Origin of the sequence: Treponema rectale, from assembly GCF_014202035.1 — a bacterium.
Classification (GTDB): domain Bacteria; phylum Spirochaetota; class Spirochaetia; order Treponematales; family Treponemataceae; genus Treponema_D; species Treponema_D rectale.
Map to the genome: position 1 here is coordinate 192051 of NZ_JACHFR010000004.1, position 23689 is coordinate 215739.

11 protein-coding genes and 1 tRNA gene are annotated in these 23689 nt (G+C 38.7%); 8 read left to right on the top strand and 4 right to left on the bottom strand.

Features of this window, described 5'->3' with window-relative positions; all coding sequences use genetic code 11:
• The first annotated feature begins 71 nt into the window (after positions 1-71).
• Positions 72-2003, top strand: coding sequence for a bifunctional diguanylate cyclase/phosphodiesterase (locus tag HNP77_RS11650; protein WP_184653559.1), 1932 nt, complete (start codon positions 72-74; stop codon positions 2001-2003).
• Between the two features lies 1 nt (position 2004).
• Here the strand turns inward: HNP77_RS11650 and HNP77_RS11655 are convergent, their stop codons facing one another.
• Entirely contained in the window at positions 2005-4071 is a 2067-nt protein-coding gene (locus tag HNP77_RS11655; protein ID WP_184653561.1) for a methyl-accepting chemotaxis protein, read from the bottom strand.
• 175 nt (positions 4072-4246) lie between these two features.
• Between HNP77_RS11655 and HNP77_RS11660 the strand changes: the two genes are divergently transcribed.
• Both HNP77_RS11660 and HNP77_RS11665 read left to right on the top strand, forming a co-directional pair.
• Positions 4247-5587 (top strand): MATE family efflux transporter, encoded by a 1341-nt coding sequence (locus HNP77_RS11660; protein ID WP_184653563.1) that lies wholly within the window; start codon positions 4247-4249, stop codon positions 5585-5587.
• Between the two features lie 96 nt (positions 5588-5683).
• On the top strand, positions 5684-6307 hold the full coding sequence (locus tag HNP77_RS11665; RefSeq protein WP_184653565.1) for a flavin reductase: 624 nt from the start codon (positions 5684-5686) through the stop codon (positions 6305-6307).
• A 170-nt stretch (positions 6308-6477) separates the two neighbouring features.
• Here the strand turns inward: HNP77_RS11665 and HNP77_RS11670 are convergent, their stop codons facing one another.
• From HNP77_RS11670 to HNP77_RS11680, 3 genes are all read right to left on the bottom strand, one after another.
• Positions 6478-7425: a hypothetical protein gene (locus HNP77_RS11670; RefSeq protein WP_184653568.1), complete on the bottom strand. Its 948-nt coding sequence runs from the start codon at positions 7423-7425 to the stop codon at positions 6478-6480.
• A 376-nt stretch (positions 7426-7801) separates the two neighbouring features.
• Positions 7802-7875 (bottom strand) — tRNA-Ala (locus HNP77_RS11675).
• A gap of 118 nt (positions 7876-7993) precedes the next feature.
• A complete protein-coding gene (locus tag HNP77_RS11680; protein ID WP_184653570.1) occupies positions 7994-13048 on the bottom strand; it encodes a fibronectin type III domain-containing protein in 5055 nt (1684 codons plus the stop codon).
• Positions 13049-13535: 487 nt separating this feature from the next.
• Between HNP77_RS11680 and HNP77_RS11685 the strand changes: the two genes are divergently transcribed.
• From HNP77_RS11685 to HNP77_RS11705, 5 genes are all read left to right on the top strand, one after another.
• The gene (locus HNP77_RS11685; RefSeq protein ID WP_184653571.1) at positions 13536-14774 is read left to right on the top strand and encodes a tetratricopeptide repeat protein; all 1239 of its coding nucleotides are present in this window, start codon (positions 13536-13538) and stop codon (positions 14772-14774) included.
• Positions 14775-14821: 47 nt separating this feature from the next.
• Positions 14822-15532, top strand: coding sequence for an SIMPL domain-containing protein (locus HNP77_RS11690; protein WP_184653573.1), 711 nt, complete (start codon positions 14822-14824; stop codon positions 15530-15532).
• A gap of 93 nt (positions 15533-15625) precedes the next feature.
• Entirely contained in the window at positions 15626-16228 is a 603-nt protein-coding gene (locus HNP77_RS11695; RefSeq protein WP_184653575.1) for an HD domain-containing protein, read from the top strand.
• A 315-nt stretch (positions 16229-16543) separates the two neighbouring features.
• The gene (locus HNP77_RS11700) at positions 16544-18049 is read left to right on the top strand and encodes an OmpA family protein (protein WP_184653578.1); all 1506 of its coding nucleotides are present in this window, start codon (positions 16544-16546) and stop codon (positions 18047-18049) included.
• Between the two features lie 36 nt (positions 18050-18085).
• Positions 18086-23551 (top strand): cadherin-like beta sandwich domain-containing protein, encoded by a 5466-nt coding sequence (locus tag HNP77_RS11705; protein ID WP_184653580.1) that lies wholly within the window; start codon positions 18086-18088, stop codon positions 23549-23551.
• Positions 23552-23689 lie beyond the last annotated feature (138 nt).

The following is a 23689-nucleotide window of genomic DNA, read 5'->3' on the forward strand; positions in this document are numbered from 1 at the left end:
CCTTAACATAATCTTTACACAACAGTAAGTTTTTTTCTTGAATTTTCAAAAATCGGTAATAAAATTAGACTATGGTTGAGAATTCAGGCGTTAAAGGGCGTATAAAAAGATTTCTCAAAAGCTGCAGATGTTCCTCATTTGTAAAGGATTATTTGTTTACGTCAAACATCAGGTCAGCAATATTTGTTTCTGTAATAGTAGCCGTTATAGAAGTCTGGATGCTTATAATGATGTTTTCCGGTGTAATAGAGGATTCTAACAATTATACCGCAGCATGGCTTATTACGCACACGATTGCTTATACAGTTCTTCTTGTAAGCTCTATAATAACGCTGGTATATTCTGTTCTCTTTCTAAAAAACAAAGTTTCCAATAAAAAAATCGGTTCCGTAATAAAACTGTTGTTTTCAATAATACTGATTCTCTTTGGATTATATATTTCATATACAAGTAAGGACCGGGGAGGCCAGGTTTTTGTATTTATAACTGTAATCATAATAGTAAACTGTATTTTTGTGTGGCATCCTCTGGTTTCTTTTACAGCCCTTACAGTTGTTTTTATGATATACATGTTTCTTCAGAATAAACTTGTTCCTCTTTCATTAAGTTTAAAAGTAAATGCCTTTACTACATGGCTTGCATTTTTTGTAACGGCATTGAATTCTCATCATCAGCAGAGAGTAGAAGCTCAGAAAGACGAAGAACTTAACAGTTTAAATTTATTTCTTCAAAAAAAATCCCTGATAGATGATCTGACTTTACTTCCTAATATGAATTATTTTTACAAAACCGTTGGGGAATTTATAGTTGATGAAAAGAAATCCATAGATGATATGTGTTTTGCCTTTATGGATGTGGAAAATTTTAAAAGCTATAACGAAAAATACGGCTTTGCAGCGGGAACAAACTTTTTAAAGACTGTAGCCCAGATTATAAATGAAGTTTTTTATGGAGAAATTATAGCTCGTTTTTCTGATGACCATTTTGTTGCTTTTACTGATATTACAAAAATAAAAGACAAGGTTGCCATAGTAAATGAAAGGATTCAAAAAAAAGAAAATCTTCTTCAGCTTGAATTTAAGGCGGGAATCTGCAAACTGAAAGACAGAAAAGATTCTCCGACGCTGGCCTGTGATCATGCCCGCTATGCCTGTGAATCCAGTAAAAAACATTTTGGCAGGAATATAGTTGAATACGACTGTAAAATGGATAAACTTTTTAATCAAAAACAGTACATAATAAACAATATTGATTCTGCAATAGAGAAGGGCTTTGTTAAGGTTTATTATCAGCCTGTGGTATGGGCTGCAACAGGAAAAATATGCGGGGTAGAAGCACTTGCCAGATGGGAAGACCCTGTATTCGGTTTTCTTTCTCCTGCTGCATTTATATCTGTTCTGGAAGAATACCATTTAATTCATAAACTTGATCTTGCCGTAATGGAAATTGCCTGCAAAGATTTAAAAGAAGCTCTGGATACAGGTTTCCCTGCAGTGCCGGTTTCAATTAATTTTTCAAGACTCGATTTTGAGCTTATTGACCCTGCAAAAGAACTGGACTGCTGCATAACAAAGTACGGACTTTCAAAGTCTTATATTCACGTAGAGATTACAGAAAGCGCCCTTTCTTCTAATGATGAAAAATTAAAGACTTCTCTTGAAGTATTTCATCAAAATGGAAATTCTCTCTGGCTTGATGATTTTGGTTCCGGTTATTCAGGATTGAATGTTTTAAAAGACTATAATTTTGATTTGATGAAAATAGACATGGCATTTCTTTCTGGTCTGTCAGAAAATAATAAAGCCCAGTCGATTCTTACCTGTATTATAAATCTTGCCAATCAGATTGGAGTGCAGACTTTAACAGAGGGGGTAGAAACGCAGGAAGCTTTTGACTTCTTAAAATCCATTGGCTGCCTGCGTCTCCAGGGTTATCTTTTTGGAAAACCGATGCCTAAAGAAGAGTTTACATCTAAAGTAAGCAGTGGTTTTTATCAGGTATAACTTATTCTGTTTTGAATCTTCCTGTATCAGAATCAAGCTGTGCAACGTTTGTATTCAGATTTTCGATACAGTGATCCAGCTGCATTCCGCTTTTTACGACACTCTGTGCGTTTTCTGACATTGCTGCCATGCTGTCGCTGACGGCATCTACAGAGTTTTGAAGGTTTTTCATTTCTTCCAGGATATGGGAACTTCCTTCTGCCATTTTAAGTGATGCTTTTCTTACGTCTTCTGTATTTTTATCCATTTCATTCAGTGAAGATATTACACTGCGGGATTCTTCTGTCTGTTCTTCAAGAGAACTGCGGACAGATTTTACAAGGCGGTCTGTTTCTTGAATTCTTCCGGAAACTCCAGCAAAAGCAGTACTTGATTCCTGGGAAGCTGCAACAATTTCTTCAATGCTGTCCTGAATGTTTTTAAGCTGGACTCCGATTGTTTTTGACTGACCTGATGAGGTTTCGGAAAGCTTGCGGATTTCATCAGCTACTACAGCAAACCCTTTACCGGCTTCTCCTGCATGGGCTGCTTCTATGGCTGCGTTCATGGCAAGAAGATTGGTTTGTTCTGCAATTGAGGCAATAGCCATGTTAGCTTCCTGAAGCATCTGCGACTGTTCTTCAATCTGAGAAATTCTTTCGTCAACTTTCTGCTGTTTAGAAATTCCGTTCTGGGCTTCTTTATCAAGAGTGTCAAAAGAGACAGACATGCTTTCCATTGAAGTAGTTATTTTTTCGATGCCGTTTACCAGCTGGCTGACAGCAGAAGAAGATTCCTGAATACTTTTTGTCTGGGAATCAATCATTGTATTTACCGTCGAAATACTTGAAGCTACGTCTTTTACAACAGTTGATGTTTCGTTAAAGCCCTCTGACTGCTTTTTTATCTGTTCCTGAACGCTGTTGATACTCAGACGGATGTTTGTCATTGAATTTGATACGGAAGCAACGCTTTCTTTTACACTGCCGGAGACAACATTCAGATTTGAGCCTGAAGCTTTTATTGTCTGCATCATGGACTGTAATTTTTCCATGAAGGTATTGAAGTTGTTTACAAGTTTATGAATCGATGCAAATGGGGTATGAATGTTAGTATTAAGGCGGCGAGTAAGATTTGCTTCGGAAGAAATAATATTTTTTACGGTCTCGTTGATTTCATCCAGAGGCTTAAAGAGACTGTTCATTGTATATCCTATAAAAAGGATTACCATAATGATTACGAGTATTGCAAACGGAACCAGGGCATTCTTTAAAAATGCCTGTGGTGTAAATGGAATGAACAGAACGAGATGCCAGCCTAAAGATTCAACTGGTGCAATAAAATATTCGCCTGACATGGTAGAAAATGTTTTTTCTTCGTGAGTAAAAAGATTTTCTGCTTCTTTAAGTTCTGGCATAAGGGAAGTAATCTGTATTTTCTTTTCAAGGTCTCTGATATCAGGAGAAGCGGAAACTTCACCGCTGCCGTTGTACATGTACATTGTGGTTTCTTTATCAAGCGTTTCATACATCGAAAGAACAAAGTCATTCAGTTCAACACCGGTTCCCGTGATTCCTCTTACAGAGTGGTGTTCATCATAAACTAAGACATTTATCCACATGAAAGTTTTTTTAAGTCCAAGGTCATAATCAACATAAAACTGGAAAGGAAGGTTTGCATTAATGGTTGCCTGGTACCATGAGCTTGACGGATCCCTTTTATCAAGATCGTATATGAATTCCATATTGGAATAGTATTTTAAATCTTCATCAGATATCCAGAAAGTTCTGTGAGAACTGTAGGAAGTCTGAAAACTGCTGAAATCTCTGAATGCCAGTTCCCGAACAGCTTCATCTTCCGGATTTTTCATGTAATCAATGATTGCCGGTGACTGTGCCATCTGAATTGCCAGTTTTTTCTCTGGCAGCAGGCCTTTTTCCATCTCAAGGGTTTTTTCATACTTCATCTGCTGCAGCTGTTCATCAGCATTTTTTCTAAACAGGTTGATTGCAGAAAAAGAAACTATTCCCAGCCCGATGATAAAGAAGGCAATGAAAGCAAAAACAGAAAATTTTCCAGAGGTTTTCATAAAACTGACTCCACAGAATGCTTAATTAAATTTTTATTTTTTTACCTTAAAAGGAATATTATAACCCAACATTAGAAAGAAAAAAAGCAAAAATTTGGTTTTTGTTGTAAATTTTATTGATAATTTTTTTGCTATAGTTGTCTTAATAAATAATCCCCGGTAAAATGGCAAAATTATGTTAACGGATAAACAGGATTTTACTCAGGGACATATCTTTTCTAAGCTCATTGCGTTTATGTTTCCCATTTTACTTTCTCTTGTGCTTCAATCTCTGTACAGTGCTGCAGATATGGTTATTGTAGGTCATTTTGGGACTGATGCCGGAATCAGTGGTGTTAATGTCGGCGGAAACGTCATGAATCTTTTTACGATGTTCCTTAATTCAATAACTATGGGTGTTACTGTTTTGATGGGGCAGTATATCGGTGCAAAACGTTATGAAGATGTAAATAAGCTTATAGGCAATGCTGTTGCTTTTTTTCTTCTTCTGTCTCTTGTTCTTACTGTCGGTATCATAATCTTTGCCCGACCTCTTGCTGTCGTTATGCAGACACCAGAAGAAGCTGTTGACTTAACTGTTCAATATATAAGGATATGCGGCGGTGGTTTTATTTTTATAACTTTCTATAATTTTATAAGTTCCATGCTTCGGGGAATGGGAGATTCTTCTACACCGCTGGTTTTTGTAGCCATTGCAAGTATTGTCAACGTCATCGGAGACCTTATTCTTGTTGCAGGATTTAAGATGAATGTAGCCGGTGCTGCTATTGCTACGGTTGCTGCACAGGCTGTAAGCGTCATTCTTTCTTTTGTCATCATAAAGAAGAGAAAGATGTCTTTTGGTTTTCATAAAAAATATTTTAATTTTGGAAGTGAAGTCCCTCGTTTTGTAAAGTTAGGCCTTCCGCTTACTGTACAGGGCGTCCTTACAAATTTTAGTTTTCTTGCATTGTGTGCTTTTGTAAACAGACTTGGTCTTGCTGCTTCTTCAGGCTACGGCGTTGCACAGAAAATACAGCTGTTTGTAATGCTCATACCGGCTGCCCTCATGCAGAGTATGGCTCCTTTTGTTTCTCAGAATGTGGGTGCCGGAAATGAAAAGCGGGCACGAGCAGGAATGCTTTGCGGCCAGATTTTGGGAGCAGGAATCGGTTTTGTAATTATGATAGGGGTATTCTTTTTTGGAGATTATCTTGCAATGCTCTTTACTTCAAACAGACAATTTATTGCTCGTGCTTTTGAGTTTTTAAGAGGTTTTGCACCTGAAGCTGTCGTAACTTGCATTCTGTTCAGTTATCTGGGGTATTTTAACGGACATTCAAAGTCACTCTTTGTAATGATTCAGGGATTGTTGCAGACGTTTCTTTTAAGGCTTCCTGTTTCTTATTTAATGAGTATACGTCCTGATGCAAGCCTTACCGGAATTGGCGCTGCGGCTCCTCTTGCAACCGTGTTTGGTATAATCCTCTGCTTTATCTACTATAAGCGGATGGGCCGTTCTCTGGACAGAAAATAAAATGTTTTGCAGAAAATGTTTAAAAGTTAATTAATATTTTTTTGAGTGCCGGTTTTAGAAATTCCCCTTATAATAAATTATATACAGGAGGAATTTATGGATCAGAAAGCAATGTATAGTCTTTCTTATGGTGTTTTTGTTTTAGGTACAAAAAGCGGTGACAGAATTAATGCCTGCATTACCAATACCTGTTTTCAGACAGCAGCAGGTCCGGTGAGAATTGCGATTTCTGTTATCAGTCAGAACCTTACCTGCGAAATGATAAAAGAAAGCGGCGTGTTTTCTCTGTCAGTTCTTGATAAGTCCTGTACTTTTGATACCATAAAAAATTTCGGATATTCCAGCGGCCGTTCCGTAGATAAATTTAGAGACTTTAAATACGAAAAAGACAGTAACGGCTGTCCATATATTACGGAACAGGTTTGTGCAGTCTTAAAGTGTAAAGTTACTGCATCTATGGAACTTGGAAGTCACACACTCTTTGTTGCAGAAGTTCAGGATGCAAAAACTATCAGCAGTCTTGCCCCTCTTACTTATGCTGAATATCAGAAGAACGTAAAGCCTGAAAAAGCCGGGCAGAGCAGGGAACATAAAAAAATAATCGGATGGCGCTGTAAAATATGCGGTTATGAACTTATGGAAGAAATACTGCCTGAAGACTTTATCTGTCCTATGTGCGGACATCCTGCCGAAGACTTTGAGCCTATTTATGAACAATAAAAAAATCCTGAGGATGACCAATAAGTATTGTCATACTAAACTTGTTTCAGTATCTACACCACATCTAGTTCTATAGATTCCGAAACAAGTTCGGAATGACACTAGGATGTAAACTTATTGGACAGCCCCAGGATGCTTAGTATAAACTAAAAGCTTAGTAACATAGTTACTTAGTCTCCGACTACCTCTGTAATTGGTGTAAGAGTCATTACGTTAAAATCTCTTGTGAAGGTGATAGTTTTTGTTAGGTAAGGCAATATTGTATTATAGCTAACACCATCTGCAGTAGTACTATATTTCTCTTTCAGAGTATCAAACTCATCTCCAAAGGTAAGGACAAGTTCTTCGGTATTTTCGTTATATACGTATGTTGCTGTTAATGTTGCTTTTTCAACAGATTGTTCTGGAGTAGAACTGTCTGCTGGAGTTTTTGTAACAAAAACATAAGCAGTAAATCTGAGGTTCTTTCCATCATCAGAATTTAAAATAATGCTTTCTATACCACCTGCGTCAAGTGTATAGTCGTGGCCAGTAGAGACAAACTCACTGTTAAGAAGGTTAGATACCTTGTCAAATACAGGGGTCAGTGTAATAACGCCATCTCCAGCGATAGAATATGTATTTTTTTCTACTGCTTTTGATATGGCTTTATACTGATTATACAAAGGCTCTTTATAGAGAGACCACGTTAATTCAGCAGCTGCTTTTTCGTCTGCAGTCATATCGTCTGTGTTTCCAAGTTCGTTTATTTTCATCATCTCTAATAAATCTTCGACAGTTGTATATCTTACGCCGTCACTATAAAAAGCTCCCACTGTAAGATATACTGTTCCTTCTTTTGGATCATCTCCGGTGTTCTGGAAGGAATATTTATATTCATCAGTTAATTCATAATCGCCACTCTTGGTCTTATCATAATTTTTGATAACTGAGTCTTCAATAACAAGTTTGTCATCACCAGAAGTATAAGAGCCTTTAAAATTGTTTACGCCTTTAGATGCAGGAAGGCTTCCTCCGAATGTTGTAGAAGAAGCTTCGTCATCTTTATCGCAGGCTACAAATGCCAGTGCTGCAGATAAAGCAAGAATTGCAGCTGCAACTTTTTTTGTTGTTTTCATAATTAACCTCCTTACGAAAACTTAACATATTATCTACATTTTATTTTTTCATGTTATAAGTTGTAAGTCAAGGAAATTTCAGGGGGAGGTGGTAATAAATTTTCAATAAAAAAAGGGGCTGTCCAAAAAGTATGAGTCATTGCCGTGCTCGACAGCCTGTCATTGCCGCACTTGATGCGGCAATCTTTTGTATTTAGGGTTTAATACAAAACCTAAAAGACGGCTGTGTCAAGGCTTTAAGCGTTAGCGTGCCTTGACTCGACGTATTGTAACTAAATAGATTTTCGGGTCGCGCCCGAAAATGACATTTATAAAAAGTTGTTGACAGCCCGAAAATGACATTTTTCGAACTTATTGGTCAGGTGCTTAAATTAAGTGGAGCTGATCGGACTTGAACCGACTACCTTTTGAATGCCATTCAAACGCTCTAGCCAGGTGAGCTACAGCCCCTTAAAACTTACTAAGATGCTAGCATATATATTCATTTTAGAAAAGAGACCTGAAAGTAAAAAAAACAGCTGCCGTCTTAATTAGCTGGCGGCAGCTGTCAGGTTAAATTCTTTCCGGATTATTCAGCCGTGGTGGAGTAAGTGTATGTTACCTTCCACTTACCGTCAGCTACACCAGGAGAACCTTCTGATTTACGATAAGTAATCTTTTTTTCGTTAGTGGTTTTACTTCCAGCTCCTATCTGAATTTTTCCTTCTTCAGCTGTAGGTCTGAGTGAATACGGATAGTCTGAATCATATTTAGATGTACCGTTAAAGAAACTTGCATATTGCAGTGCACTTTCTTCAATAGAGTTCTTTTCAAATACTGCTGCGTCACTATAAACAACCCAGGCAGTTTTTGATGCATCAATGGCTGCCATGCAGACAAATCCGTCTGTTAAGCTTGAAGATACAGAAGTAAGCATAAGGCTGAATGTATCAACAGTACCAGTTTCTGCCTTCAGTGCATTACTATCAGTAGTGGAGTCTGCCGTGTAAGTATAGTAAATGCTTCCGTCAAGGGCAGGGTATACTACCATTGTCTTAGAATATCCTCCGGAATTGCCGGAATTAGTTATAAGCGCTTTTGCACTTGAAGCAACAAAATATGGATTTTCACTGTTATTCATAGTTTTATATTCAGCCATGACTTTTCTTGGTGCGGCTTTTGAACTTAAATCACCGGTAAATGTTTTTCCGTCCGAAGTAACAATATTTACTGTGAATGTGTATTCCGTGCCGACAGTAAGATCTGTAAACTGAGCAACCTGGACTCCGGCAGAAATCAAGTTGCTTTCATCAGAATTAGCCGGAAGAATGGTGTTTATACCGTCTGTTCCTGTAACTTCATAAGAGTATGTAACTCCGTCTTCTGAAGCAGGGGTGTCTGTCCATGTTACAAGGATTTCTTTAGTCCATCTTGCAGAAGCCTTTACAGAATCAGCAAACGGTGCTGCTGCTGCTGTATATGCCGCAGGAGAATTGTCTGTATTGTTTTCATCGCCCTGCATGTTTCCGCTTGTGTCAACAGTTGCAAATGTGAATGTATGAACAGAGTCCTTTTCTACGTCAAAGGAAGCTGTTGTCGTTCCCTTTGCAATTGTCTGAGGTTCAAGACCTTCTGCCGTGATTTTAACGGAAGCATAATCTTCTGCAGCCGGTTCATTCCATGTAAGAACGATTTTTGTTCTGGAAGTTTCGTTTGAACGGGCAATATCTGTAACAGAATCCGGTGCGTTGACATCATAAGTCTCTACTCTGAGAGCATCAGATTCTGTTCCGGCATTATCATAAATATCATAAGGTGTAATCGTAAAGTTATAGAGTGTGTTTTCAGCAAGATTTGCAAACTTATAAGAAGTTTCCCCTGAAGTAAGTGTTATGTCTTCCGGACCGCCCTTGATTACAACATATGCAAAGTCTGCATCAGATGGATTAGTCCATGTAATGACGGCACTGTTTCCTGTTATGCTTTCTGCATTTACAGAGAGGTCAGAAATTTTTTCAGGACCTTTGCCGTCTGTTGCTTCGGTGCCTGTCCATACTGCAGGTTTGATTGCAATCTGCCAGTCGATGTTTGATTTATCAACACTGGCATTTACGCTGAGATTTAAGCATGAACTGTAGAAGTATCTGCCTGTGTACTGGTCTGAATGAATGAAATACCAGCCTTCATAGTTTTCCGGAACTGCAGAAGTGCATGTACTTCCTTCTTTTTCAAGAACAAAAGAAGACTGTTTTGTAAATGTTGAACTTGTAAGAACCTTCGTATCTTTGTCTCCGACCCAGAGTTCCCAGACATTACCTCTGTTGTATGACCAGTTGGCATCTTTCATGGCGTTGTAATTACTGTTCCATGAATTTCCGTCAAAATATACAAAGAGGTTTGAGCTTTCTGCAGTTTTATCTGTTGCTTCAAGACTGAAGGAATTTTCTGCCTTGCCGTCCTGAAGGCTAGGCCATACAATCCAGCGGTCATATTTCATGTCTGTAAGCGTAAATTTCTGCTCACTGCGTCCTACACCGATTAAGTTTTTATAGTCCCTTGATCCGTTTGTAAGAATATACGGAACGACATCAACATTGCTGTAAGGCTGTTTCATCTGCCATACGATTTTTACAGGCTTAACGGAACAGTCTGAGTAAGTAGTTTCTGTACTGCAGATGACTGCATCTTTTTCTGTATCAGTAAATACGGTAACAGCTGCAAGTTTGTACTCAGCTCCAGGTGTAAGTCCGTTTACAAGTATTTTATCAGAAGCACTGTAATCTGATGCACTTACAGCTGTGTCTGCTTCATCATTTTTATTTACAGCCTTTATACCGTAAGAAATGCTGTAACCTGTTTCTGCAGAAGGAGATATGCCTGTTATTTTAAGCTGTCCTGTCCATCCTGTTTCTGCAGAATAAGTAGTATTGATGGAACCTGTGCTTGACGGCATTGTCAGTGATACTGTACTTGAATCATCACCGTTGCCGCTTTCATCATAAGTAGTAATGGAAACCGTGCTTCCTGCAGAAAGAGTTCCTGCTGTAATGCTGTTGTTGATTTCATCTGCTGCATCAACAGCTGCTTTTTCCGTTCCGTTAATTTTAACTACAGTTTTTCTGTAATCAATGTCAGACGGATTTGTCCAGCTGATTAAACCGCTGTTCATGTCAATGGAAATACTGCTTACTTTTGCAGGAGGGAAGGAATCTCCTGACGTTTCAAAGTCTACTGCGGCAGAGACAGCTTCTGCATTTGCAGCATTTACGGCCTTTACAGTTACTGAGTATTTTCCTGAAGCTGTAAGCCCTGTAACAGAATATGAGTTTTTACCTTTGCCTGCTTCAGAAGAAACGATTTCCGTTCCGTCTTCTCCAGTTACAGTCACGATGATTTTTTCAAGAGAGCCGTTTGAAGGATTTTTCCATGATACAGTTGCAGTTGAATCACTTATGTCAGAAACTGTAACTTCTGAAGGTGCTTCCTGTGTAAGAGTCCATTCACCTTTTACTGCTGTATAATAGCTGTCTGAAAGTTTTCCTTTTGATTCTGCATCTGCAAGACTTAATCCGCTTAAGTTGTGAGCTGATTCCCACCAGTAGAGGGAAGAATCTGCTGTACTGCAAATCTGTACCTGATGGGTGCGTCCTTCTTCTTCTGCAGGAATGAATTTAAATTCGGCATAAGAAGGATTATAAGGCTCTGCATCAACCCAGAGTTGTGGTCCGGAACTGTTGACATTTTCCCAGTCAGGAATTGCACGCATACTGTTTGTAAAAGCGTATTTTTTGTCAATGTCAAGGTAAGCATACATTCCACCTGGTACAAGTGTACCGTCTGAAGAAACTGATGCTGCTTCAAGGGTAAAGTGTTCCGTACTTTCCGGTTCTGCAAGACCCGGTACGAGCAGCCATTTTGTGTATTTCATGCTGCTGATGGTATAGTTTACACCGTTACCTGTGTGACCGCAGCCAATGAGATTTTTATGAGAAGCTGATCCTGTTATGTATGGAACTACGGCTGCTGTTTCCCAGTCTGTATAAATTGCTGCTGCTTCAACTTTTACAGTTTCTGCTTCTAAAGCCGTGTTTATGTCTGTATAAGTAACTGTATAGTCAGTGTCTGTAAATTTTGCTTTTAATGCTATTTTATATTCTGTATTTGCATTAAGTCCCCGGAGGACAGCTGTTGTCTTTTCAGAAATAACTGCAGCTGCAGCTTCTGTATTTGTGCTGTCAATTGCCGTTACTGAATATTCTGCTCCGGAAGAGAATGTCGGAATGTCAGAAACAAGGTATGCATTTGACCAGTGAGGTTTTGCCTTCATTGATCCTGTGCTGATTGCTTTCCAGCAGTCTGCAGGAACTGTAACTGTATTTTCATTTCCTACTTTATCGAATGTTGTAAAAGTAAGTCCGGCTGCTGCTTTTGAAATTTCTATTGTGCGGTTTTGGAAAGAAACAGTATCAGTATCTTCTCCTGCAATCTGAACTTTAGCAAAATCTGAATCAGTTGGATTTTTCCAGCTGGCACTGAATGTCATGCTTTCTTCAGTAACGCTTTTAATTACAACATTGAGATCAGAAACTTTTGCACATGGAGTACTGTCTCCTTCTACAGTAAGAGAATCAGATTCACCGTTCTTAACAGAAACTTCTGATGAAGCATTTCCTTTTTTATCATAAGCTGTGATTGTAAAACCAAACGTACGGTTATCTTTTGCAGGTTCAATGTTAAAGCTGTATGTATTGTCAGCTTCGGCTGAAGTTGATACTTCGGCTGAAGTGAGTTCAACAGGTTCCTGTTCTATAGAATTAAGAGAAGGAACGATTTTGAATTTTTCTATATCACTGTCTGCAGAGTTTTTCCATGAGATGACTATTGCTGAACCGTCTTCACTTAAAGTCATAGCTGCATCAGATACAGATTCAGGAGGTGTAACGTCATCCTTTGTTTTAAATTCTACTTTTTCAACGGAATAGGTTTCTGCTTCTTCAGAATCAGCATAAGCCGTATAGATTTCTGCAGTGAAAGAAACATTTGAATCAAGGTTTTCAAATTTTACAGATGCTGTTTCCTTATCATAATAATTTATGCTTAAGATGTCGTCCTCAGTTTTCAATATTACGACATAAGCCAGTACGGATCCGTTTTCTGTGTTAAATGGAGCCCATTCGAGTTCTGCTTCATGTTCTGTTACTGAGTTTTCCTTAACGGCAGGTTCTGTAACGGCTGCTGGTGAAGGGCTGGCAAGAGAACTGCTAAAAACAACAGTATCAGTATAGGTTTTATTATCCGCCGTAGTAATTGAAGCATTTACGGTAAAGCTTCCTTCTGCAAGGAATACTATTTCGGCAGAATTTCCTTCTGATTTGAAAAGTGCTGTCTTTTCATTGCCTGCTGTCCATGAGACAACTGCATCATCAGCATTTTCAACTGCTGCAAGCAGTGATTTACCCGTAATACCTGGAATTACATCAGATACTTCCTTTTCACCGGAATAACTGATTGTAACGGAAGGAATCTTTTCTTCTTCCGTTGCTCCGCCGCTGCTGCCACCGTCCGATGAACATCCTGCAAGCATTCCTGCGGCAAGAACTGCGGCCGGTATAAGGCTAAAAAACTTTCTTAATGTTAATAACATAGAGCTCCCCCTTAAAAAGCTGCACCTGCAAAGCAATATCAAAACCAAGTATCAGTTTGCTTTTATTTGTATCAAACTTTATTTTTTGATATCACTTTTAATACTGTGAAATCGATTATAAGGGCACTTCTTTAATAATGCAAATTTTTTAAGCTGTTTTTTAAGAAAAATTATGCAAATTTTAAGGGGTGACCAATAAGTTCAAAAAAATGTCATTTTCGGGCTGTCAACAACTTTTTATAAGTGTCATTTTCGGGCCCGACCCGAAAATCCCCCTGCATGAGATTGCCGCATCAAGTGCGGCAATGACAGGCTGTCGAGCACGGCAATGACTCATACTTATTGGACAGCCCCATCTACACTAGATACACATTCGTAGCAGGTGCGTGCGAATGTGGCATAGATTCCGAACGCTACGCAATAAACTTTTTGGACAGCCCCCTTATTATTATGGTAAAATAGATTTACAAAAGGTGAGGTAAAATTTATGAAAAGATTTTTTTCCATTATTATGCTTTTATCTGTGTTTAGTTACGTGCAGCTCTTTGCACAGAAAACCCCATACTCGTCGGCAGATAAAGAGACTCAAAAAGTGTTAAAAAAAGTAGACAAGTTAATACAAAAAGGGCAGTATCAGACAGCATTTGGTTCTTTAGGGGCAGATACTAATGAATATATCATCGCAAAAAAGATTGAACTCTGCTCAAAATACTTTGCGCTCAGCATGATGCATACAATGTTTGGTTTTAAGGATCTTGAAAAAGGAGAAACTCTTTATGATGTTCGTCATGCAGTAAGTACATCAGGTGAGATGACCTTTAATACTGTTATGTATGATCCGGCAGCTGTTGTTCAGAAGTATATAGAAGCTAATGGAGAAAAACCTATTCTGGATTATGCCCTTGGGCTTTATTATGATGATGTAATTTACCGTTACAGCGGTAACTGGCTTATGAGTGACGAAGAAATAATGAATAATGCCCTTACTTATCTTCGTAAAGCTTATGATCAGGACTGTTATGACGGTTTTTCCCTCAGCACTCTTGCTTTTATTTATTTCAGCATGGATGACATTGAAAATGCAAAACTGGTTTATGATAAAAAAGACCAGGAGGGATATGAGTTTACGGCTGATGATAATTATAATTATTCCATAGTATTGTGGAATTCCGGAGAGTTAAAAAAGGCTCTTAAATTTTCAGAAAAGTGTATAAAAGGCTATTCGGACAACCCTGAATATCAGAGCGATGCTTATATTATTACGGCACGAATTGCCCTTGCAGTTCCTGATTATAAAAAAGCTGAATCTACTTTAAAAAAGTGTGAATCAAAGTATCCGGAAGATTACAGAATTCCTCTGTATAGAATTACTCTTTATGGTCTTCAGGGAAATAAACAGAAAACTTTAAATGCTGCAGATACTCTTTTTGCAATTTCACCTGAGAATCCGGAAGTATCACAGCTGATTATTGAAAATTTTGTAGACGCAGAGGTCTGGACATGGCTTCCTGAATTTTTTGAGTCAAATCTTGTACGCTATGCAGAAAATCTTTCTGCTAAACAGAATCTTCTTATTCATTATGCTTACATTTTAAAACAGCTGGGTGATTATGACCGTGCAGTTCAGGCTGTGGCGCAGGCAAAAGAAGAACTTGTAAAAGATGATTCCCTTTCTCCTGAGATAGAAAACTTTCTTAACAGGATACTTGAAACTAATCAGCAGTAATAATGTTTGACTGGTAGAAACTAATGCTTCTTAATTAGGAGAAAATGATGAAAAAGAACCTTATTTTAAAGACAGCAGTCATGATGTTTGCTTCTGCTGCACTGTTTGTATCCTGCTCAAAAAAAGAACTTCGTACGATTAATGTAAGCGGAGAAGGCACGGTAAGTTTTGTTCCTGACATTGTTAAAATCAGTATTAATGTAAAGAACGTTGAGCCGCGCCTTGCTGATTCCCTTGCAAAGACAAATGCTACTGTAAAGCAGCTGATTGATATCTGTAAAAAGTATTCGGTAGACGACAAGGATATTAAAACCGGTCTTGTACAGACTAACAAGGAATATCACTGGCAGTATAATCCAGAAAAAAGAGTGTTTGACGGATATTCTTCAACTCAGAATACGTCAATTACATTCAGGCATATTGATGAATTTGAACAGTTTTCCGAAGAAATCCTTGCTCTGGACGTTACTTCCCTTACAGACCTGACTTTTGATCATTCTGAACGCAGTAAATATGAAGCAGAAGCAAATCTTCTTGCCCTGGATAATGCAAAAGAATCTGCAGAAAAACTTTCCGGCCGCATTAACGAAAAGCTCGGTAAGGTATTAAAAATTACAGATGCAGCTTATTCAGATGCCGAAGGTGAAGCAGCAGTCAGTGCAAATTATTATTCAAAGAGTCTTAGTTCCGGAATTACAGCATCTCCAGGCATTCTTACCGTAAAAAAATGTATTAATGTAAAATACGAGATAGACTGAACGTAATTTGTTTCAATATCCTGAATTTTCCACCGGCAATAAATGGCAGCAGGACGGAGATTCAGGATATTTTTTTAAACAGGACTTAAGAACATGAATAATCGACTGAAAAAACAGCTTGAATTTGCCCTTGAAATAGATAAAGAGAAGAATATATTCCGTCAGACACATCTTTCCGGTCATGGACGCAACGAAAATGATGCAGAGCATGCCTGGCATATGGCTATAATGGCATATATTTTAAAGGAACACTCCAATCAGGAAATAGACATAGCAAAAGTTATGATTATGTGTCTGATACACGATATTGTAGAAATTGACGCCGGTGATACTTATGCTTATGACGAAGAGGGCAAAAAGACCCAGAAGGAACGGGAAGAAAAGGCAAAAGAGCGGATTTTTTCTCTGCTTCCAGATGATCAGAAGAAAGAGCTGGCTGCTGTTTTTGAAGAATTTGAGGAAGCTCAGACTCCTGAGGCAAAGTTTGTCAGGGCAATGGATAATCTTCAGCCTCTTATGCTTAATAATAGCAATAACGGAGATGACTGGAGGGCCCATAATGTTACTGCGGAACAGGTTTACGGCAGACAGAGCAAGACCAGGGCAGGTTCAGAAACTCTTTTTGAAATAACAGACACAATAATTAAAGAAAACATAAAAAAAGGCAATATAAAACCGCTTTCTGAGAATAACTGACTTCGATTAAACCATCATTTAATGAAAATTAAACCTCATTTTTACTGAAGTGTTTACAGTTTATGTGTACGGGGTGGACATAATTCTTATTATTCATTACAGTATTGCATTGCAATCAACAATAACTTCGCTTAAATATTACAATTTGTTTATAATTTTCTAAGGTTTTCATAAGTTTTCTAATATTTTCATAAAAATATAAAGAAATAACACTTTTTTCAATAAAATTCTATTGACGGCATATTTTTAATTTTATACAATCCTTTCCGCTAATTTTAATAACTTAACCGAATTTTTACATACAAAAACAAAATAATGAGACGATTTTTTTTACTATTAACTATTGCTTTTTTAACAACTGGGCTTTTTGCAGAGCCTGACAATGGAAAGTTTCTTCCGGAAAGAGAACTTATCCAGCCTAATCATGTATTTGTGGAGGCAGGGGGAGCACTGAACTTTCCTATGGAATTCTTCAGTCAGGGTACTATACCTATGACCAGCTACGGCGGAAGTTTTTTTGCAGTTGCCGGATATAACTGGCAGGGATGGCTTTTGGGGCTTGCCTATACTCATGATATGTGGGGTGAAGGTAAGACGGAAAAGGCCCTCATGGAAAATTTTAAGACAAATATAGTCGAATTCCGTATCCGCAAGATAATCTCAAAAAAGATGGTATCCTGGTTTCCGGGATGGCTGGAACTTATTCCCGGGGCAGGTGCCGGTGTTAATTTTATAACTACGGATTATTATCGCTCGGAGCAGGCAAAAAAAGATGGAAGAATGACCAGCGTAAAACTTGGACAGCCGGGAGCAAACTGTCTTTTTTATCGTGCTTCCCTGGAAACAGCTGTTTTTTTAGGTACAGATATGTTTGTACCGTTTATCGGTATTGATTATAACGCATTTTATGACACAAGTATCGGTGGTGGTTTTGCCGGTTATGCCAGAGTTTATGGAGGAATAAGAATGTATCCGCTGGGAGTTGTAAACGACGTGCAGAGAATGATTCAGAATCGTCAGGAACGTAAGCGTCTGGCTTATGAAGAAATGATAGCTTCATGGCCGGAGCCTTTTGCACTTATTACAGCATCACCAAAAGAAGATTTTACTCCTGATGAAGACGGAATTGCTGATACTGCAACTCTTTCTCTTACAACGGATTATCTTGAATATTCTCCAGAAAGCTGGAAGGTAGAAATACTTGATCCCCAGAACAACGAATTTAAAACCTGGACAGGAAAAGGTGAGCTTCCTGAAAATCTTAGGTGGGATGGTAAATCAGATTCCGGGGAACTTGTATTCTCCCGCAACACATATACGGTGCGTCTGACTGTAATTCCTGATGAAAGAGACAGGGAACGCACTCAAAAAGAAGTTCTTGTTTCTACAGATATAATTACCACAGGAATTCTTATGGAAGTAATTATTCCTAATAAGAAGTGGAAGATTATTGTAAATACTATCTACTTTGATGCAGATAAGGCAACTTTCAATAAGATTTCAGAAGAACAGCGTCAGGAAAATATAGAAACTCTGGACAGTATTGCCCGCCAGATTAAGACTCACGGAAATGTAAACGTAACTGTAGAAGGGTATGCAAACAATGTTTCAAATACTGAGCGTGAAAATATAAATGAGCTTATTCCTTTATCAAGACTCAGGGCTCAGACAATTGTAGGGCTTCTGACAGATCGGGGTCTGGATAAAAACCTCCTTTCATATGAAGGAAAAGGCGGTGCTAACCCGATTGCAAAATGGGAAGACCGTAAAAACTGGTGGAAAAACCGCCGCGTAGAGTTCATCGTAACAAAACAGGAATAAAGCTTTAATAGAGCAGGTAAAAAAGAGGCAGATTTTATGAAATGTACAGCAAAAATCCTTACTATTATAACGGCATTTGCAGCATTTACTGGATTTTTTTCAGGATGCTCAAGTCTTTTTGAAAATATTTATAATGATGACGGTACGGAAAAAACCGGTGATGACAGCTTAAAACCAGTTGCAAGCACAAACCTGGAAATTGACAGCGGTCTTGTTGTAATAAAAAACACAGATACTGCTCATAATCAGATTACTTACAGTGAAGAGCAGAGCGTGTATTTTGTAGGTGCTGTTCCTGAAGGTTATGAAGACTATGACGTAACCTACGAAAACGGTACAAATGTCACTCTTTTAGGTAAAGATGATCCTGTTCAGTTCAGATGTTATACAAATGACATTCATGCGGTGGTAACATGGTCTGCAGTACAGACCTGGAAATATGTTCCGGAAACAGAAACCTGTACTTTTGAAGATTCTGACGGTAACGAAATAACCTACAGCGGAATTAAGGGACAGTATCCGCAGAAGCTTGATGAAGAAACAGAAGTTAATCTTGTAAAAGTAAAGTCTTCTGATGGAAGCATTGTTCAGGCTGACCTTCCTTACGGTGTAACGGTTGTAACCTGCCGTGTAACAGCTGATGATGACAATTATTATTCTGAATATAAAATCGTCCTTACAAAGGAATATGTAATTACTCTTGCAGATTCCAGTGATGAAAGCAATGTTACGGATCACGGACTTGTAGTTCTTAAGGCAACAGATCCGTCCCGCAATGCAATCAATTACAGCAGCACCGTTTTCAATTATGAAATCGGAGACTCTACCGGTGCTGATACAAGTCTTGACCTTACGGGAAGAGATGATCCTGTTGTCTTTAAGTGCTATCTTCTTGACGACAATGCGGAACTTGCATGGAAAGCCGTACAGACTAAAAAATACGTTCCTGTATGGGATGACAATAAAGGCGGAGTTACAGACCAGTACCTGGAAGACCTGGAAACTCCGGTTGAATTCAGCTTTATAAATTGCGATGAAACTTACAGCGGAACTTCTCCGTACATGCAGTATATCTCTGAGGAGAATACTTCCCTTAGAACAGACCTTCCTTATGGCGTAACAGAAGTTTATGCAACGGTTACCGCATATAATACAGATGAACAGGGTAATCTTTCTGAATTTGTTTCTCAGTATAAAATAACCCTTACAAAACGCTATATCATTACTACAGCATCTTCTTCTGATACTTCTGCAGGTGACAGCGGGCTTGTAGTAATGGCAAACGGAAAAGACGGAAACCTTATAAATTACAGTTCAACTGTACTTAATTATACCGTTCAGAATCTTACGGGAGCAAATGATCCTGTAAACATCAGGTTTTATCCTGAGGAACCGGACTATACCGTTACTTCATGGACTGCTGTTCAGACTCAGGAATATGTTTCTAAAATAACCGAAGTTGAAAACGGCAGCGTAACTTATACAATTCAGACTGCAGGAGAGTTTAAGGATCTTGAGCAGAATACAGACCTTATAGAAGCAGGTTCTCTTGAAGTTACAGAAACAGAAGGTTCTTCTTCCGGCTGTACTGTTCTTCTGGGAGACCTTCCATACGGAACTACAGTTGTAACTGTAACTGCAACTTCTCTTGACGATGAAGATTCTTCAACGACTTATACAGTCACCCTTATGAAGAAGAGGGTTTCTACAAAAATAAACATTATCTCTTCCGGCAGCGAAAATCTTTCTACAGTTACGGATAACGGACTTGTTGTTCTCAGTGCAGAAGATGATTATTCTCTCAATCACATAAGTTTTGATCCTGATGTAACGGAATATCCTCTTACGGTAGATGCTTCTGATAATGGAACTGACGGCATGAAATTCCGCTGCTATCTTGCAGATACAGATGCAGACCTTACCTGGACTGTAATTCAGACAAAAGAGTTTGAAACCGTAACTTCAGAAACTACAGTAACAGATGACATTACCGGAGAAACCTATACTCAGGAGTATGTTTCCGGACAGTCAGAAACTGAATGTGCAAATATAATAGAATATGAATCAACTTCAGACGGAATAAATAACGAAATTGCAGCCATGATTCCTTATGGCGTTACGAAAGTAACTGCAACCATTACTTCCGGTGGAGAAGAAACAAGCACTTATTCAATTATACTTACCCGTAATATTTATGATTCATCAAGCTCAGCAGGGGGAAATTATTCACTTCTTGAAAGCCTTGATGTAACGATTATAAATTCCAGTGATGAGGAAGAAGCAGCAGCTGTTCTTTCTCCGGCATTCAGCCCTGATGTTACAACGTATACACTTACTGTTGATGAAACTGCAGATAAACTTTCTATTGAAGCTATTGCAGAAGCAATGGGGGCAGAAATATCAGATGCAGCCGTAATTACAAAATATGGTACAGTTCCGGGTACAGATGGTCTTACTGTAGAACTTGTAGGCGGCAAAACCCGTATTTCCTTTACGGTTACAGATGAAACCGGCATCAGCAGAACTTATTCAATTTATGTAGAAAAGCCTGAGGATGGAGATACAACACTTTCTTCTATTATATATACACTGGAAGCAGGATTTGCCAACGGTGTAAAGGGCTTTACTTTTGACTCTTCATATTCCGGTTCAACTGAATCTGCTGCTGCAAAGTATGCAATGACCCTTAGTGCTGACTCCAGGGTTGATGTTACTGAGCTTGAATTTACTGCAGTTCCGACTAACAAACGTACGTCAGCCTGGTATGGCGTTTCTTCTTCCGCAACGGAACTTCCAGAAGAATGGAGCAGTGTATTTACAAAAACAAGCCAGGCTTCTTCTGCTTTAAGTCAGTCTGTGACTTTAGGGGATGAAAATACAGCAGCAATAACCCGTGTTCTCTGGATTAAAACCGTCAGTGATGAATATTATCACCGTACATCTTCCGGATATGAATCTTCAAAACGGGCAGATACTACTTATCATAAAGTTGAAATAACAAAAGCCGGCGATGCAAATACAAACCTTACGGCTCTTGTAGTCAGGGCAACATACGAAACTCTCGGTACAAACGGTGAGTATAACGTAAGTAAAATCCTGAATCTTACTTCTACAGCTGATGTTGCATATACTGCTGCTGCAAAAACAGTAAATGTAACAACCTTTGCAGATAAACTTGAATTCTTCGTGCGTCCTCTTGATAAAGATGCGCCGGTTTATTATACGGCTGTAAATACTGAGCATAAAAATGATTCAGAAAACACTTCTTTTACAGGTTATGCACCGGAAGCCGTAACTCTTACAGAAGTTGATGGTGAATGTGAATATCTTGCTGACGGATCAGACGGATATTATACCTTTACGCTGGGTCAGGTAAGCGGCGGAACAGGCTCTGTTCTTGATCTTCCGAACGGTACTACAACAGTTAAAATCTGCGGAATAACATATAAATTTGTTAAGCCGGATCTTTCTACGGTTTCTTACGGGGTAAAATCTTCCGGCAGCGGCGGAGAAGGTGTTTATACTCCATGGACGTACTATATTTATCTTCCAAATACAGTATCTTCCCTTAAGATGAACCTTACGACAAACCAGCAGAACGAAAGCATTGAAGTTGAATCCTGTGTTCAGACTGCTGATGTAAACGGAACTGCCGTTACGGAAAGTCAGGATGCAGGCTGGACGCTTCATCATTATGATGTTACTGAAGGTGAGAATATCGTTAAGTGGCTCATTAACATAGGAAATGCTTCTGAATCAATTGACGGCTATAACTATGTAAACGGCGGAAATACTCTTGCAACTGAATTACCGGTGGGAACAACAACCCTTAAGTTTAAGGTTTCAAACGGCGGAAGTGCCGGTTCAAGCTATCAGGAATATGTTTATTACATTATACGTGCTTCAGACAGCGAGTCCCGTCTTAATTCCCTGTCCTTTGCCGGAACTGTACCTTCTGCATTTGCAAGTGACTGGGCTGCAGGCATGACGGGAAGTACGTATTATTATCTTGCTTCAACAAAGGCTTATGCAGTAGATGCAGGAACCTTAAAAGTTGCAGCACAGGCTGTTTCCAGCGGAGCTTCCGTAAAGATAACAATGCGTCACAGCAATGGTACTGATATTTCTGCAGATGATGATTCAATAACAGCCGCTTCATGGACTGACGAAACAACTGTTGCAGACGGAATATATTCCGTTTCTTACAGTCACACAATGAGCGGAGATGATGCAGGAACTCTTCTGTTTACTGTTTATGTTGAATCAGAAGACGGTTCTTCAAGCCGCAAATACTATATGGTAGTTCACGTAGAAGCTGATAAGACGGCACAGCTTAATTCCCTCAGAATCATACAGAATGGTTCTGATGAAGATGCAGACAGTGATAACAGAACAATTCTGGGAAGTTCATTTAGTCCTGAAACTTATACATATACTGATCTCAGTGCAAGCCTTAACTATATCGGAAGTATTATAATTACTCCTGTTAAGTATTCAAAGGCAACAATAACTGAAACTTCCCTTACAATGAATGGCACGGATATTGTTTCTGACGGCAGTGCATCAGTTTCTGACGGAGTTTATACAATTCCGTATGACTTCTACATCAATAATATGGGAACAACAATAACCGTAACTTATACCGTTCAGGCACAGGATGTTTCTGTTGAACCGGTTACTTATACAGCAAGTTTTGACATTCCGTCTTATACGGTAATTACAGAAACTTACAAATATACGACTACTTCTGAATATTCTTATGAAGTTCCATCGGAATTTGAAAAGGGGCTGGGCTACCGCTTCGGTTCTGTAATTTCAGACAGCAGTTCTCCTTTTGTAGGAAAATTCGGCGGAATTGATATTGTAGGATCCAGCACCCTTACTTCTTCAGACCCTGTATGGTATGAAAGTAGCTTCGGTGCATCAGGACTTCAGTTTGTAATTAATATTGACGGTACGAATTATGGTGTACAGCTCAATGAAGAAGGGGTTTCAGAGAAATTCTATAAATTCTCTTCTTCTCTGGTAGACGTAAGTGAATGTACCGGTGAAGAAATTCCTGATGTAACGCTTGAAGTTGTACCTTCATTTGTATATGAGGGAGATACCCCGTATCTTCAGCTTACATTGAATCTTACTAACAACACTGGAAAAGAAGTTCTTCTTGGTGGTGCAATAGATACTCTTGTAGGAACTCTGGATGAATCAACGGATGCAGACAATGACAGTGTAGAAGTTGTAGAAACAAACAGCGGCTTTACGATGAACGGTAAGGAATATGCTTTTGCTGTATGTCTTAAAAATGCCTACAACGTAACGGATGCTGATAATATCTGGTACGGAACTTATGACGGAGGAAGCTTTATAAACAATATGTTTGATTCTTCCGCAGAGAGTGGTCTTTCTTCCGGAGAGGACAGTGCGGCAACCTTCAGCTGGAACCTGGGAAGCGATGTTTCTTATTCAAAGACCATCCGCTTTACGATGGGTGCATCTGAATAATAATATATAACGGACCCCTCCTGCTGAAACGTAAATGAAAAGCTGATATGTACCCCTTTTACTGGACAAAAGTAAAAGGGGTATTTTTATGCGCTATTCATTTGAATACAAAAAGAAATGTGTTGAATTGTATCGACA